Annotated in this window: 14 protein-coding genes and 2 pseudogenes; 3 read left to right on the plus strand and 13 right to left on the minus strand. The window is 36.0% G+C overall.

What is annotated here, in order from left to right:
• A partial coding sequence (locus tag BUA71_RS00005; protein ID WP_139277041.1) for a DUF4138 domain-containing protein occupies positions 1-225 on the plus strand: 225 nt, incomplete at its 5' end.
• A 7-nt stretch (positions 226-232) separates the two neighbouring features.
• On the plus strand, positions 233-598 hold the full coding sequence (locus tag BUA71_RS00010; RefSeq protein WP_072875544.1) for a hypothetical protein: 366 nt from the start codon (positions 233-235) through the stop codon (positions 596-598).
• A gap of 178 nt (positions 599-776) precedes the next feature.
• On the opposite strand, the gene BUA71_RS00020 is transcribed toward BUA71_RS00010, so the two are convergent.
• The 10 genes and pseudogenes from BUA71_RS00020 to BUA71_RS00065 all read right to left on the minus strand — a co-directional run bounded on the left by BUA71_RS00020 (position 777) and on the right by BUA71_RS00065 (position 11,045).
• Entirely contained in the window at positions 777-1,136 is a 360-nt protein-coding gene (locus BUA71_RS00020; protein ID WP_072875546.1) for a hypothetical protein, read from the minus strand.
• A 137-nt stretch (positions 1,137-1,273) separates the two neighbouring features.
• Positions 1,274-2,239, minus strand: a complete 966-nt coding sequence (locus tag BUA71_RS00025) for a hypothetical protein (protein WP_072875547.1) — start codon at positions 2,237-2,239, stop codon at positions 1,274-1,276.
• 72 nt (positions 2,240-2,311) lie between these two features.
• Entirely contained in the window at positions 2,312-2,812 is a 501-nt protein-coding gene (locus BUA71_RS00030) for a DUF1016 N-terminal domain-containing protein (protein WP_083572003.1), read from the minus strand.
• Positions 2,813-2,861: 49 nt separating this feature from the next.
• A complete protein-coding gene (locus BUA71_RS00035) occupies positions 2,862-3,191 on the minus strand; it encodes a hypothetical protein (RefSeq protein ID WP_217653595.1) in 330 nt (109 codons plus the stop codon).
• A 95-nt stretch (positions 3,192-3,286) separates the two neighbouring features.
• Positions 3,287-3,658 carry a PBECR2 nuclease fold domain-containing protein gene (locus tag BUA71_RS00040; RefSeq protein WP_072875548.1) on the minus strand — a complete coding sequence of 124 codons (372 nt, stop codon included), beginning with the start codon at positions 3,656-3,658 and terminating at the stop codon, positions 3,287-3,289.
• Between the two features lie 123 nt (positions 3,659-3,781).
• Entirely contained in the window at positions 3,782-4,405 is a 624-nt protein-coding gene (locus BUA71_RS00045; RefSeq protein WP_072875549.1) for a hypothetical protein, read from the minus strand.
• 25 nt (positions 4,406-4,430) lie between these two features.
• Positions 4,431-8,207: a class I SAM-dependent DNA methyltransferase gene (locus BUA71_RS00050; protein ID WP_072875550.1), complete on the minus strand. Its 3,777-nt coding sequence runs from the start codon at positions 8,205-8,207 to the stop codon at positions 4,431-4,433.
• Positions 8,208-8,461: 254 nt separating this feature from the next.
• Positions 8,462-8,999, minus strand: a pseudogene (locus tag BUA71_RS17730) (type IV secretory system conjugative DNA transfer family protein); the annotation flags it as partial.
• 463 nt (positions 9,000-9,462) lie between these two features.
• A complete protein-coding gene (locus tag BUA71_RS00060; protein WP_072875551.1) occupies positions 9,463-10,725 on the minus strand; it encodes a type II toxin-antitoxin system HipA family toxin in 1,263 nt (420 codons plus the stop codon).
• Positions 10,725-11,045 (minus strand): helix-turn-helix domain-containing protein, encoded by a 321-nt coding sequence (locus BUA71_RS00065; protein WP_072875552.1) that lies wholly within the window; start codon positions 11,043-11,045, stop codon positions 10,725-10,727. The genes BUA71_RS00060 and BUA71_RS00065 overlap by 1 nt, the downstream gene beginning before the upstream one ends.
• A 615-nt stretch (positions 11,046-11,660) precedes the next feature.
• Between BUA71_RS00065 and BUA71_RS00070 the strand changes: the two genes are divergently transcribed.
• Positions 11,661-12,302: a YczE/YyaS/YitT family protein gene (locus tag BUA71_RS00070; protein WP_072875553.1), complete on the plus strand. Its 642-nt coding sequence runs from the start codon at positions 11,661-11,663 to the stop codon at positions 12,300-12,302.
• 67 nt (positions 12,303-12,369) lie between these two features.
• On the opposite strand, the pseudogene BUA71_RS17385 reads toward BUA71_RS00070, so the two are convergent.
• From BUA71_RS17385 to BUA71_RS00085, 3 genes and pseudogenes are all read right to left on the minus strand, one after another.
• Positions 12,370-12,677: pseudogene (locus tag BUA71_RS17385) on the minus strand (type IV secretory system conjugative DNA transfer family protein); the annotation flags it as partial.
• A 74-nt stretch (positions 12,678-12,751) separates the two neighbouring features.
• Positions 12,752-13,492, minus strand: a complete 741-nt coding sequence (locus tag BUA71_RS00080) for a sulfite exporter TauE/SafE family protein (protein ID WP_072875555.1) — start codon at positions 13,490-13,492, stop codon at positions 12,752-12,754.
• A 172-nt stretch (positions 13,493-13,664) separates the two neighbouring features.
• Positions 13,665-15,248, minus strand: coding sequence for a type IV secretory system conjugative DNA transfer family protein (locus BUA71_RS00085; RefSeq protein WP_072875556.1), 1,584 nt, complete (start codon positions 15,246-15,248; stop codon positions 13,665-13,667).
• Between the last annotated feature and the right edge of the window lie 10 nt (positions 15,249-15,258).

A 15,258-nucleotide genomic window follows, 5' to 3' on the forward strand; every position in this document is an offset into this window, starting at 1 on the left:
CAAAAAGGAAAAAGGAAATCGTTGCAAGAAATAGGGATGAACCCGATATTTAAATATAACATGCCTACTAAAATTCCGGCGAAACAGACTGTAAAATTAGTGTATGTGATGCCTAAATTTTCCTTAAGCAATGACCGCCGGGGAATTTTGGAACTAAATGAAAAAAACGGAGAAAGAAATGTGAAACTAAAAATATCCCATCGGTTTATCAATAACCCAAATTAAAAGTATTATGAAAAAGTTCGTTATTTATTCCATGATTTTAATGCTAATCTCCTGCGCAGAAGTTAAAAACAATTCGCCGTCTGAAACCGCTAAAATTGTAGCGGAAAGTTTTTATCAGGGTGATAAAGAGTCTTTAAAAGCTCATACTACCGAGGAAGGATATTCCAATCTTTCCAGTATTCAGGATATGTTTGTTGAGGATGCAAATTCTGAATCTAATTTTAAGGTAATGGATGAAGAGATAGAAGCTGAAGTAGCTTGGATAAAGTATTCTACAGCCTATGATCCAAAGCCTGGGGTTTTTAATTTAATTAAGAAGGATGGGAAATGGAAGGTTACACACAATGGGCCAAGGGAAAAGGGGCCTTTTTAAACATTTTCAATTCAAACTTTAAAGTCCTAAAAGAAACTTCTGACGGTAGCACCGTCGGGGTAAAATTCACCACTTCTTACACCGATGAACCGGAAACCTTTAAGCTCATTATGGATTATGGCAATTGGAAGGTCACGGAACGGGATAAGGGGGAGCGGGCGCCTTTTTAAACGATGGCTTATTCAACATTCTGAAGTTTAAGTATTTTTCCCAATATAATAACACACCTTACCAGTGCCATTGTAATTAATATTAGTGGCGCAAACAAAAGGCTAAATAAAATCTCTACATTTATACTTTTAGAAAAAGCTTTTAAAAGAAAAGAAACTAAAGCTACTACTAACAGAATTTTGATACAATTTTTTAAAATATGGGTCGCGGTGGAATATAATGGAGTATTGAAGAATAAACTTAACGCAGAGTCATAGTCTTTAATTCTTTTCTCCTTTTTAGAATTTGCTTTAAAAGTAATTAAAACGGTCAATATGGTTAAAATAAAACCTGCGCTTGTAAAAGCAATTCCAGCCAAATCACTCATTAAGTTTCGTATTAATTCTTGATTTGGAATAACTATAAAATTACAATATATAAAACTATAGATTATAACTCCAAGTATTAAGGATGTCAAGAAATCGTAGAATATAGACCTATTGAGATATTTATTAACTAGGTTGCTCATTTCAAATCATTTACTACCTGTGTAAAATCATCATTTATAAGATTATAACTTTCCTTTAAAGACAAATCTGTAGAATCTTCGATTAATTTAGAAATTATTTTCTTGTCCTTCAAAAGGTTAAAACTATCTTCATTGCCGGTTCCATCCTCAAAAACCACATCAAATTGATCATAATAAAATGTTTCGGTTGGATCTTTCTTAAATACCTTCAAAGCTTTATTAAACATATTTGTAGCAATTTTATTTTTCTTTCGCTCTTCAATTTTTCGACCCTGTTTTTTAAAAAATGCTTCAACTCTTAAAAACTCTGGTCTGTAAACTTTCGAAACAATTTCAAATCCATTAAAAAATTGAGTTTTAAGTTGCTCATTTATCAAATCTAAATTAGATGGACGCATTTTAATGTTGAAACTAAGCACATTCTTTACATTCTGAAGTGCATTATCTAAAGTGTCGTTCATATATACAGTTAAGTCAGCGGTCCTTGCCAGCTGTAAATCATCCCTGGCAACCATTTTCAAATAATATTCAATATCAGCAATATTAGCACCATTGTGATTTTTTTCAACACAAATAAAATTTTTATCCGATCCAAAATCCACAAAGAAGTGAGTTACTTCTACCACCTCTCCAATATTAGTAATGCTTTCCAAATTAAACGTACCCTTTTTCTTAATTTTGGGCCTTCTACCTTTGCGTATTAAGGCCATAGTGAATCTTGCCCTTCTTTCTTTAGGAATAATGGTTGCACTTGAAAGAAACATTTCACGTTTAGGAAGTTTAGCTCGGTTTTCATTTCTATCCTTTAAAAGACCTTTACCTTGTTGTTTAATATTTGCTAAATGGTAAAGCGTATCAATACATATTTTATGATTGTTGTGCGTATCTCTTTTATCGGCAAAAGGTTTAAATTCAATTGAATAAAAATAATATTTAATTTCCTTTACATCTTGATTACTCATAAACTGATTTTATTGCTCTCAATTATTTAAAAATTTGTTAACATTTTAGGATTAGCCAACTATTAAAACCTATTAAACATTTTGTTCAGCCTCTGTCGCAGGAAGAGGACTATTGGCAATTTCCTTACGCTCAAAAGCTTTGCGCTCTATTTGTTTACGAGTTTGACGTGTACTCCATTTTTCTTCAGCTATTTTTTTAGAATAAAATTGTCTTTCTTCATCTGATTTTAAAGGCAAAAGTGCTACAAAATGAGTCCAGCTCAATTGTCGTGTCAGTGAAACGACAATTTGAATATCAGGATAAATTTCAGCAAATTGCATCATTCTATGCAAGTTTTTCGTCCCAAAGCTTCTGCCATAATGCTTTACTAATTGTGACGACACTGTCGGCACAATGTTCCCCCCATATTCAGCACGTTCATTTTCCAAGATTTCTTGGTTAATTCGCTTGCCTACTTGCCAGAACACCATCGTCATTGTACTATTTACCTGCACAGCGACTTCTTTCTTGCCCTGCTCGATAAGTTTACTTAATTCATTAACTAAACCTTTGCTGATTTTATTATTGCTCATATATAAACCATTTTAAGTATTCATAATAGAACTAGTGGATAACTACATTTTACCTATTAATTCTTTGGCTTTGTCCAGCGTATAAGCGCCTTCCCTCTTTTTTATCAAGAATCATAAAGTAGGAAAAACCTTGCCCTGCTTGACTTTCCCAATTATTACCTAATCGGCATTTGCGTTCGCTATCGGGGTTATCGCGATCGTCGCCTCTTGTTTCGATTAAAATGATGCGTCTGGAGGTTGTCTTTAAAATAAAATATGGATAGTGATTTACAAATCCATTCAGGAAATATCCTTTTGCTCTATCTAAGTTTCTATGCCAAAATTCAATATTAGGTTTAGTACCAATTTTCATAATTACACGTTCTTCCAGACCATTCATTTTACCTTCTTTTTCATAAAGGGAATTTCCTTTCGATGCCCCTAAATTACCCGGAACAATCTCCTCAACAATCTCATTTTTTCTTCTCCATTTTGCTACCGTGAATTTGAAAGGATTAGTTGTCCTTTTCTTTCTTGCTCTGCCAGTTTAAATTCATTCTCGTTGTAAGCGTAGAAATTATTTAATTCAAAATTAGAAGCATCATCTATCACCACAAACGCTACGAATACAAGATTAGAAAAGAGTTTGATATATTTATAGTAAAAATAATCTACTGCTTCAATTTCTTCCTTGTTCCACCAAACTTCTGTTGGGTTTTTCAGGCAATCCTCTAATGCCGGACGAACAGCCCGTTTTTCTTCTAAGCTCATTAACTCCAGATAATCGTTTTGTTTTATAGTGATTCTTCTTTTTTCATAATCCTCAAAAATTAAATTTTCCCCATCTGTCTTAACTTCTATAGCCATATTATTAATTTTTGGTTTCAATTATTTTAATTTCCTCCTCCGTCAATCCATAAAGCTCATAGATCAACTGGCCCATTCCTTCATACTCCTTTGAATTTCCTGTTCACTTTTCACCGTTGTTCATTAACTAACGGAATGTGAGTATTTTCTCATAAATAGATTTACTCCTTCTAGCATTAATTTAATTCGATTTCTGTCTGAAACATTTTCCCAATGTCCATGAGCTGCGTCATTTCGTGTGCCACCCCAAGAGGTTATATCTTTTACATCCTGTTTACTAATTAAATTATGCTTCCTTAATTCCTTAGTATAACTATCTAAGCTCAATTTAATTTGGGACAAATCTGTTTCTTCATCTTCTAACCAGTTTCGAAGAAATTCTTCCAACGAGGCTCCAATTAAAACAGCAGGTGCCACGGGATGCACATTTTTATCATTTAGAAGTGTCTCTGCCTGACTTAAATAATCTGATACAGTCTCTATTTGTATTTCCCGTTCCAAAGATAAATTCCTTAATAAACCATTTTCCACATACTCAACAAAGGACCTTAAAATTCCTTCTAACTGCATTTTCATAAAAGAAGTATTTGACGAATAGGGTATTTTTTCAATTGCCGGAACAAAACTATTGTTTGTCCCTGCATAATTCTTTAAAAATTCAGTAGCCTGCGCCTTAGTACCATAATAATTACTATTTACTTCCGCTAAAATCTTATTAGCTTGCTGTATTAACTCTTCTTTTTTCATTATTTTAAATAATTTGAAGTTATTATTAAGCTTCTTCTACTATCCCAATTTCCTCCTCCGTCAACCCATATAATTCATAAACCAGCCGGTCGATTTCGGCTTCTAAGGAGGAAGTGTCTGCTGTGGCATTCTCTTTTTTTAACTCTATTATTTGATTCACTAAGGTTTCTAAAATTTCTTCTTCTTGAAGAGTTGCCACTTTGATTGGAAGCATTTGTATTTTGTATTTTTTCCAACGATTAGTACCCATTCCAGTGGTCGTCCCTACGAGATTAAAGTACCATTCAGAAACTTTGGAGTTCAAGATTGCTAGTAGAAATTTTAATTTCTCTCCTGTCATCAAAAAAGTAGTAGCCTCGGCATAAAAACCAGAATCATCATATGCGAATTTTGGTCTATCTGATATTTCTCCCCATATTATTTTAGGTTTTTCAAAATCTTCTATATAAACACAATTCCTGAGATTTGTCCAGTGATCACCTTGGTCATATCTTTCTTGAACTTTTGGTAAGTAGCTTTCGAGAAATCTTTCAATTTCTGGGTAATCTCTCTCTACATTAATTCTAGAGATATCTTTCGCTTTGACACCATTGTGAGTATTCAGCAAATAAAAGCCATCAAAATCAAATATATACTTCTGTACATCTCTCCCTCGTAAAATGGGTTTTATTAGTTCCTCATTTTTCGGGTCAGCTAGAATCAAATTCTTTTTAGTCGCTTCATTTAGAATAAAGGCTGCATTATAACCTGTCTTTAATCCAAAATTAATTGTAATAGAAAATTCTTTCAGTAATTTAGACCCTTTTTCTATTTTCAATTTTAGTTTTGATTCTTCCTCATTACCAATGAACCAATCAGAACTTTTAGGTATTTTAAATTCGAAAGAATTTTGGTCAAAAAATTCAGATAACGAAGACCCCATGGAATATTCTTTTGAAAGATTTACTACCGGAAAGGACCCCGCTTTATACCCTTTCTGAAGAGTAATAATATTTGATTCTACAGTGGCTTCTTCAAAAACCTGAATATCTTCAATATTCATTAAGGAAACGGGTTGCAAGTTTTTAACGAAATAGTTTTTAAGGAGATCCCCATATATTCCGCGTAACCAAGAATTAGAAGTTATAAAAGTAAGAACACCATAATCTTTCATAATTTGCCCGCCACGTTCATAAAACAAACAATAAATGTCTGCACCTTTAGAATAAGTTTTAAAATCTGCTTTAGAAAAATATTCAGATTGATCCTTTATTTTAGATAAAGAAAAATACGGAGGATTCCCAATCACCACATCAAAGCCTATATAATCTCCATCATCATTTAAGACCTCCGGAAATTCAAAGCGCCATTCAAAAGCATTTTCATAGATCTTATTGTCTTTGATCTCCTGGATGGCAGTTTCCAGTTTTTTGCTTTCTTTAGAAAGTTGCTCTACTTTTTTGTTCCACTTCGATTTCTCCCTTTTTGACAATTCAAACATTTTTGGTTGCTCTGTCATCAAAAAAAGTTTACTTTTTACCTTTTGAAGTTTCTTTATTTTAGGATCATTGGAGGAAATTTCACTTCTAAAATCATTTTTTATATCGTGGATGATCTTTTCCATCTCACGCTTTTGCTCTTTGTTTTCGGCATTCCGGTAGGTATCTACGCTAGTACGATAGCTGTCAATATTCCATTTGCTTTCTTTTAGCGCTTTGCTTAAGTCGGCATCCAGGTCAAAACGGCTAATAAGCGAATTTCCGCATTTAATATTGATATCAATATTTGGTAGTGTCTCTAATTCGGTGTCATTCTTATAATAAGCATTTTTGAGAAGTTCTATCCATAATCTCAGTCGGCAAATCTTAACTGAATTGGGATTTATATCTACCCCAAAAAGACAGTTTTCAATAATCTGTTGCTTTTCATGAAAAAGCGCTTCCTGTATTCGCTGGCTTTCCTTAGCTGTTGGATTATATTCAAAGAGCTCGCCTTCTTCATCGGTTACGACAAGTTCATCGTTCACTACTTCTACCTGGTATTCCTTTAATCGCCGGCCAGAACGATCCTGCAGAATGTTCAGGTCGTTTTTAATGGCGATTATCTCATTAAGTGCAGAAACCAGAAAATGTCCCGAACCAACCGCAGGATCACAAATCTTTATGCTATTAATAAGCTCATTGGCTTCCTGCCGGTCTTCTATACGATCATACAACTGTTCCAGATCCTTACAGTCCCAATTCTTGGTTTCATTAAACTTTTGTACCACCGCTTTCCTGATGGTTTCACGGCACATATACATCGTAATAAAACCGGGAGTAAAGAAAGAACCATCTTTATAGCCGTTTATCTTTTCGAAAATAAGCCCCAGCACAGAGGCATTAATAAGGGTTTTATTGTCTTCCTGAATCATTTCCCCACCTTCACTGCTAAAGTCGTAAGAGTTCAGAAATTCAAAAAGATATTCCAGGGCATTGATTTCGCCGCTGCGCTTTTTGCCTTTTTTGTCCTTTAGCACCGTAGCGCTATAAATAGGCAGGGTCTTATCGTCCCGAAGGTTGCTAATAAACAGCGTGCTGTGTTCAATATCTGTAGGCTCGAACAATGAACTGTTGAGATAAGGCACTTTTTCAAACAGTACTTTTACATCTTCATTTCTTTCATTATATTGCCTTGCCAGTACCTGAAAGAACAAACTATTGAGATCATCATAATTTTGTATCCTTTCCAGGCTAAGGAATTCATAAGACCTGTCGCCTTTATGGTAAGTAATAAGTTGTGCTTCGAGTAATTTTAAGAAAAGAATCCTATTCAGCCAGGTAATACTAAGCTCCAGTCCTACATTGAAGAGCCGTTCCTGTTGGTTTTTCCCAAAATGCGACGGATTCTGAAGACGACCAATCTTATCTGTACTATCCAGTTGGATGATGGCATTTTCTAAGAAAGAACCGGTATTGCGCTGTCCTTCTTTTTGCCGTTCAATGATCTTCTTGCCGCCTTGTTTGGTTTCGGTAAGGCCTATAATATGAAGCAGCTCTCCGTAAAACTTTTTATCGAGACTATTGCTATCATTGAAAAACGGAAGCTTCAGCAAATGTTCAGGAGAAAACAGTTTAAAGAGCGTGATTAGCTTGTTATCATCCTTAGGATTATTGTTTCGAAGCGGTTTTTCATAATTCCGAATGTCGAAATGTGTGCATTCTACTTCCTGTTGTAGCTGGGCAATAAAAGGTTCGGCTATTTCTTTATAGAAAAAATCGGTGGTTTTTCCGGCCAGTCTTCCGGCTTCAAAATCGGTAAATTGATTTACCAGCTGTTTGTTTTCAGCAAATGCTTTCTCAAAAATATTGGCATCAAAAATAAACCACTCGTTAATATTGGTAGCGATTAGATATTTTACCTCCAAATTCTTCTGGGTAATACGCTCTCGAAGATAGTAAAGCACCAGTTCCTGAAATGCCTTAACATTTATCTTCTCTTTACTGAGCATTTCGGTCCGGTTCGTGGGCTTTTTTGCTTCAATGATAACTCCAACACTGCTTTTCGGCTTATTTCCGTTATGGATTACCAGGTCATTACGACCTTTGGTATTGATAAAATGATTGGGATTGTAGTATGTCTTCTTTAGAAAATCTGTGACCAGATTTTTGTGGAATTCCTCGGACTCAGTATCGTTAGTACGATCCAGTAATTCTTTAAGACTACTTTTAAACAGCTCGATTTTAGAGCGGTTGGGCTTAAGCTTTAAAAAAGCTTTGTTGAGTGCCTTACGTGGCTTAAGGATATGAAAATTCCCTGAATTAATTTTCTGTTCCGTATGCATGCAGAAATGGGGGTGTTTTAAATACAAATAGTATTTAGGGCTACTACTTGTTTAATTCAATCAGATTTAGTGAGATAACGAATTACCTTCGAATCTGAACGCGTTAAATTTTTAACAATATATAAAGAAGATTTAAATCTTGAGTTGATTTACTGAAAAATCTTTCAACAATCATAAGTTAAAAGAACCTCTAAACCAGTTATGTATAATAGTTTCGAAATATTTAAATTGCATTACGCAAATATCGGCCTCGCCTATTCATAAACCCGCTCAAAATTAACCTCTAAATAAGCTTGAGTAAATTGTTTTGATTCCTCAGGAAGCTCTCTCTGAATATTCTGCAATTTAAACTGTACTTATTTATCCTTCCCATCTACATACGTAATAAACTCGCCTTGCTTTAACCTGAAAAAAACATCTGCTCTTATTTTTGGAATTTTCTTTTCCCCGGTAGTGACTCGCGTATCAAAATTGAGATTATTGCATCGGTTTATACTGGTTGTTTCCTTTTTTCACAATTTCAAAAAAGCGTTCGTAGTATTTCGCGGTATCGAGATCGTTGACTTTCCAAAAAACTGGTAAGATAGATTGCTCAGAATAGCCAAACAGGTTTTATCGCCATACATCATCTCATTTTTAATTTTGTCCTGTATCACGTAAATTGTGGATAGGAAAATAATAACCTCTTAAAGGTTGCCGGAATGCGGTGCATATTTAGAAGTCTAATTGTGGGTGCTTCTTTCATCATTTAAAAGGATGGTTTTGTCCGCGCACACTTATTTGTTTGGTAATGGGTAAGTCCCACCAAAAATTAATTCTAAAATTCTTTCTATTCGTTGGCTCTAAGTGGTTTTGCAATTCATTTCTTTTGTGTTCGGAAATAAAAACATTTAAAATTTCTCATACTTGGTGGGTGACTTGCAGGGTACTTGCAGGGTACTTGGGGGGTACTTGCGGGGTTCTTGTTCAGTAACTTGCAGGTTACTTTCGTGATACTTGCTCGTTGTCTTGCTCGGTAACTTGCTCGGTTTGCTGAATTTCTGATGCGGGGGCAGCACCATTCTTAAAAAGTTTTCAGGGAAACAAAAGCAATCTTCATTATAGTGCTCCAATAACCTGGGGATTCCTGAATTTTGACGATGGTGTCGGCATTATATTTTTAAGTGCTCTGTAGGTACTTACGCCAAGATTGTTAGTTAACGAGTTTTAAAATAAGGCCTATGCGGTTATTAATAATCCAAATCTAAGCCTTGCTTTAAAATTTAAAAACATCCTGCATCAATGCTATTTCATTTCCTGGAATTCCGAGTTCCAAAGCTAGCTGCTCCCATTTTGCTACCTGATTTTGAACTGAATTTATAATTCTTTTTGTTTCGGTTTCTTTGAGACGAAAATAGGGTGCAACTTCTTTCGCTAAGTCTATTTCCAAAGCGTTATCATCTTCAGAAATATTAAGCTTTAAACCAGCGCTATTAGGCGTAGGATTGATGTCGTAAGCTGGCGAAAGTACCCAGCCGGAATTCGTTAATAAGAATCCGTGATTTCGGAGGTGATCGTCTGTATTGGAAACACAGATATTAAACACAATACGGGTCCATAGTTTTTTAAGGTCGTTATCTATATCGGCACCTTGTTGCATTAGAAATTCTACAAGTTCCAAATAGCTGGCGCCATCTTGATAATCGGTTCCATCGGTATAGCCTAACAAGGTCATTGCCGAAGCAAAATGAATACGCGTTCCATCATTTTTTCTATCAAATCGCTGCGTTAAAAACGTATGTTGATGATGGGAGAACTTTTCCACTCTAGACGGTGCCATACCAATCCCAGACAGGACTGCAAGTCGATAAACCAGCATTTCCCAGGCACCCATATCGCGTGAATCATTTTGACTCGGAAATTTGGCAATCCATAAATGACCATCAGTATCCCGGATATTTGCTTTTGGGCGGGCTCCTCCCAAAGATGATCCCGGTGCCATTAACATATTGAGCCATTTTACATATTCTGGGTTTTCAGAAGCATCATCTTTCTCTAACTGCAAGCTTGCATACTCAAGATCTCTTAGTGCCGCAAAAGGTGGTGCGGCCATTTCTTTGTTATCATCCAAAAAATAACCATTTTGTTCGGTTTTAAAGCGGAGACCGCCCATCCGGTTACCATCAAACACCCCAAGTAGGTAATCGGACTCCATTAATGTTTTTGCACGGCGATCTTCTCGACGCGCTTTTGCAGCCTCTTTTCGAAGCATAAGGACGCGTCCCCATCGGTCTGGTGATGAATCGAGGAATATTCCAAAATTAGATTTTTCATCATTAAGGAACTGCATTCCTTCAAATAATTGCAAATCTGGGTCTATGATTTGGGCAAAATCCGATTGCAACCACTTCTTATCATATTCGAAAGAGAATATTTCTTTACCTCTTGAAGGCGTAGCATACAAAATACCCATCAAAAAGGGTTCTTCTATGCCTTCCCAATCTGCATAAACCAATATTTCTTTTCGCGCTTTTATCATTATTCCTTACTATTTTTAGGGCCGCGTTCCTTGACGGTGAGATTGGCATCCTGTATTTTCCTACCTAATACATCATCCTCTGCCAAAAGAAGTAAATCTTTTTCCAAACCTAATACTAACAGGACTTGAAGAACAATCCCTAAAGAAACTGCCGAACTTCCATTTTCTATTGAAGACAATGTTGGTCTGGATATACCAGCACGCTCAGAAACTTGCGCCATGGTAAGTTTTCGGCGTAAGCGCGCCAACTTAATATTTTCTCCCACAGTTTCTAAAATCCTTCTATTTTTAGGAAGTAAAACAATCTTATTTCGAGACATAACGTTAAGTATATTTTACAAATATATGTAAAATAATAAAGAGTATTTTACATTACTTAATAATAGGTATATTCAGCGCATTAAAAGCTCAAGCCCTTAACTCTTTCTTTCGGCTTTTCTTGGTTTACTTACATACATTATTTACTCTGGTAGATTTTAGCGTTTTATTTATAAGGCTGTTAAACAAGATCATCAATTTCACATCAAATTGTATTATTTTGACGACACTGTCGTCACAATATTCACTTCAGAGTATAGACTCAATTCGGGACACAGTGCGTCCCGAATTGAAAAAGCGTTGATTTAATAGAAAAAATCACTTTTCATTTATCAAATAACGACCGAACCTCCTCATAAACCAATTCAAAAGTAGCCACTAAATCTGCTTGGGAATACTGTTCCAATTCTTCGGAAAGTTTCCTTATAATCTTTTGTATTGTAAACTGTACCCTCTTAGCTTTTCAATCCAAATTGTCTAATAATCATTGTAGTGGTTGCATTCGAACTATTCTAGACTAATTTTCAAAAAATTCTTTGTTTCAGATATATTATATTGATTTCATCAATCGTTCACTTTTTTCGTAGTTTGCGCGCTCAATTCTCCAAAGAAAATAAATGGAAGTTCATAGGATAAAAGCCTTACACGCTAATACTATTCGTTATACATTTTTTTTTATCGGTCTTATATGTTTTGGACTGGGCGTAGCCTTTGCCGTTAAGGTTAAATATTTAGGCTTACATCCCTGGGATGTTCTGAACGTGGCGCTATTTGAACATTTTGGTTTAAGTATTGGAACCTGGAGTATTATCGTGGGTTTAGTTCTCATTGGTGTCTCGTTGCTTGTGAGTAAGAAATATGTCAATATAGGAACATTTCTAAATGCTTTACTCATCGGTCCTATTATGGACTTTTTTCTTTGGTTAGATATATTGCCGGACGCTAGTCATAATTGGACGGACTACCTTTTGCTGCTTTTTGGCATTTTGCTCATTGGGTTAGGGGGAGGTTTATACGTATCGGGTAATGTAGGTGCTGGACCGCGTGACGGATTTATGCTTTCCATTTCGGAAAGATTTAGGTTATCTGTAGTAAAAGCAAGAATCGTTGTCGAACTCACCGTGCTGGCTCTCGGATTTCTTCTTGGCGGTCCGATTTTTTGGGTTACTTTCATCTACACTTTAATACTGAGTCCAATTTTTCAATTTTCATTAAAGTTTTTTACATATTTGCGAACACAATTAGAAGGGAGGTATTGATCCTTAGTATCGCATATGATGTTCATTAATTATTTTAAAATCAAATTTTAGTTTCCCGGGTCAGTCCCTATTTATTAAATATCGACCTCACCTCCTCATAAACCCGTTCAAAATTAGCCGCTAAATCTTCTTGAGAAAACTGCTTTGTTTTTCCGGTAATGCTCTCTGAATATTTGCCAATTTAGACTGCACTTTTTTATCCTTCTCGTCGGCATAAGTGATAAACTCGCCTTGCTCCAAACGAAAGAACTCATCTGCCCGTATTTTAGGTATTTCTTTTCCCCTTTTTAATTCGGGTATCAAAATCAAGGTTATGGCTACGGTTTACGCTTTTGTTCGGATTTTTTATAATTTCAAAAATCGTTCGTAATATTTGTTTTGTTTCATCTCAGGAATGTGAAAAATAATTAAAGTAAGGTTGTCTATGGTTTGGTGATTACTGTATTTCATTATAGTTCGACCAAGGATTGGCCTAATAACAATGCCCCAATACAGATTAATCCTATATAAACGTAATTTAGAAATATGCCATCTTTTAACCTGTGATTTAAAAACCTTCCAAGAAAAATAGTGGGGATCGCAACCGGTAAGGATATGAGAAAATAATAGGTTACTGTTGGGGTCCAGAGACCTTTGTACCAATAACCAAACATACCAATCATACTGGCCGGTAAAAAATAGGCTTGTAAGGTCGCCCTAAAATGTTTGGCCGTCCAATTGCGCATATTGCCATAGATCACAAGTGGAGGGCCATTAAGGCCATAAGCACCACCAAAAATACCTGATAAAAAGCCGCAAATGAAAAGCCAAGCTTTATTATCAGTTTTTAATTTAAAATCGTTTTTTGAAAGTAAGGAATAGATAGCATATAAAACAATCAGTATTCCCAATCCTGATTTTATAAGGTTTTCATTTCCATAAACAAGTAACAATAATCCTACAGGAATACCAATGGCTGCAAAAAGCAATAACCATTTTGCACTATTAAAATGTATTTGTTTCTTGTCTTGTACAACCACAATTGCAGCAATAGTAATCGATAAAAGCACGGAAAGAGGAACAGCAATTTCTATTGGGATAAAAAGTATAAGAAGGGGAACGGCTACCATGGATTCCCCAAAACCAAAAGTTGAACGAACCAAGGTAGCAAGGAAAATGATAATTAAGATGTAAAAAGTCACTAAATCCATTTATTTCAAGGTGGAATGTTGATTTCGGGAAGTCAACCTATCTAGGATATTTTTTACTTTTCCTAGCTACATAATTTGTTACAAAAGTACTAATATCACTTTAGATTGTAAGGTTGAAAAAGGTTCAAGATACCATCAAATTCAGTAATAAAATTGTTGAAGATGGCCATATTCATTGATTAAAGATGGATCTCACCTCCTCATAGACCCGTTCAAAATTAGCCGTTAAATCTTCTTGAGTAAACTGTTTTGGTTCTTCCGGTAATGCTCTCTGAATATTTGCCAATTTAAACTGCACTTTTTTGTCCTTCCCATCGGCATAAGTAATGAACTCCCCTTGCTGCAAACGAAAGAACTCATCGGCCCTAATTTTCGGGATTTCCTTTTCTCCTGTGGTGACCCGTGTATCAAAGTTAAGATTGTGTCCCCGATTTACACTGGTGGTCTGTTTCTTTACAATCTCAAAGAATCGTTCGTAGTATTTGGCGGTATCGGGATCGTTAACCTTTCCAAAAAACTGATAGGACAGATTGCTTAATATCGCCTTACTGGCTTTATCACCGTACATCATATCGTTTTGGATTTTGTCCTGCATCACGTAGATGGTGGCAATATCATAACTCCGCAGGGTTGCCGGAATACGGTGCATATTAAGCAAACGGATGGTCGGGGCCTCTTCCATCATTAAAAAGGATGGTTTTTGTCCGCGTACACTCATTTGTTTGGTAATGGTGTGGATAATAGTCGCAATAACCGGGGAGTAAGAGCTTTCAAACTTAGGATTATTCACTATTGAAATTACAGCCGGATTTTCTTCACTGTTGATATCAAGTGGCACTTCATCTTTGGAAAGTACCATAAAAATCCGTTGGGTGCTGATACGCTTTAAGGCATTGGCCAGTGTACTTTTCACCCCGGCAGTTTGCCGTTCGGAATCTTTCCCACTGATAAACGCATCGGCCATGGCCCTGGAGGTGGTATTGGTTTCTAAAAATTGCACCAGGCTATCGGTATCCAAATATTGGTAGATAGCAATCAAATGGGGGAGGGTGCAAAACTCAGGATAGGAGGTTTTAAGTTTCCAGATGAGCCCGCCGATCAATCCCTCCGCAGCATCATTAAAAAACCTGGTGGTCCCGGACGCATAGGAATCCCTTTGCTCCAACAGGTTTTCGATAAGCACTCGCGAGACCTCATTCACACTCTCTTCGTTTTCCAAATAGCGCGGGGCTATGGGGTTCACCCTGTGAATAATATGATCAAAAGAAATAATTTTAAACGGAACATCATGATCCTTAAACAAGGGGTAAGCCATCTCAGTAAGCTCAAAATCCTTGTAATCGTGGATGATGCCGCAAAAGCTTTCCTTTTGAAAATGCTTTAAAAACCCATACACCACACTTTCGGTCTTCCCACTTCCTGCAGAACCAATAATGGAAGCACCGCGTTTGATGTTATCGAGTTTAAAATTACCCTGCTTAGTGGCAAAGCTCACCCGGTATTTTAGGTCGCTGTTTTTTGGATTATCTGAGGTATGCAGAAAAACGTACATCCCGGTGTTGATGAGCAAAAGTGGACAGCCAAAATATAGAAGCAATACGAAGATGGTATTGGCAGTGTAGAGACTAAATATAAGTATACCGATCAATAGGAGGTTAATCATAAACGCATAGCGCGTCAATCGGAATATCCCATAAAATAACAGGCTGCTTAGAGCAAGGATCATGAGGATTGTAAAAAGACTGTCTGTTTCCATAGTAGCTAAA

The sequence above is a fragment of the Salegentibacter echinorum genome, assembly GCF_900129445.1.
GTDB classification, from domain to species: domain Bacteria; phylum Bacteroidota; class Bacteroidia; order Flavobacteriales; family Flavobacteriaceae; genus Salegentibacter; species Salegentibacter echinorum.

Coding starts and splice junctions, on each gene's coding strand:
- BUA71_RS00010 (WP_072875544.1), top strand. CDS start 233: ATGAAAAAGTTCGTTATTTATTCCATGATTTTAATGCTAATCTCCTGC.
- BUA71_RS00020 (WP_072875546.1), bottom strand. CDS start 1,136: ATGAGTGATTTGGCTGGAATTGCTTTTACAAGCGCAGGTTTTATTTTA.
- BUA71_RS00025 (WP_072875547.1), bottom strand. CDS start 2,239: ATGAGTAATCAAGATGTAAAGGAAATTAAATATTATTTTTATTCAATT.
- BUA71_RS00030 (WP_083572003.1), bottom strand. CDS start 2,812: ATGAGCAATAATAAAATCAGCAAAGGTTTAGTTAATGAATTAAGTAAA.
- BUA71_RS00035 (WP_217653595.1), bottom strand. CDS start 3,191: ATGAATGGTCTGGAAGAACGTGTAATTATGAAAATTGGTACTAAACCT.
- BUA71_RS00040 (WP_072875548.1), bottom strand. CDS start 3,658: ATGGCTATAGAAGTTAAGACAGATGGGGAAAATTTAATTTTTGAGGAT.
- BUA71_RS00045 (WP_072875549.1), bottom strand. CDS start 4,405: ATGAAAAAAGAAGAGTTAATACAGCAAGCTAATAAGATTTTAGCGGAA.
- BUA71_RS00050 (WP_072875550.1), bottom strand. CDS start 8,207: ATGCATACGGAACAGAAAATTAATTCAGGGAATTTTCATATCCTTAAG.
- BUA71_RS00060 (WP_072875551.1), bottom strand. CDS start 10,725: ATGATAAAAGCGCGAAAAGAAATATTGGTTTATGCAGATTGGGAAGGC.
- BUA71_RS00065 (WP_072875552.1), bottom strand. CDS start 11,045: ATGTCTCGAAATAAGATTGTTTTACTTCCTAAAAATAGAAGGATTTTA.
- BUA71_RS00070 (WP_072875553.1), top strand. CDS start 11,661: ATGGAAGTTCATAGGATAAAAGCCTTACACGCTAATACTATTCGTTAT.
- BUA71_RS00080 (WP_072875555.1), bottom strand. CDS start 13,492: ATGGATTTAGTGACTTTTTACATCTTAATTATCATTTTCCTTGCTACC.
- BUA71_RS00085 (WP_072875556.1), bottom strand. CDS start 15,248: ATGGAAACAGACAGTCTTTTTACAATCCTCATGATCCTTGCTCTAAGC.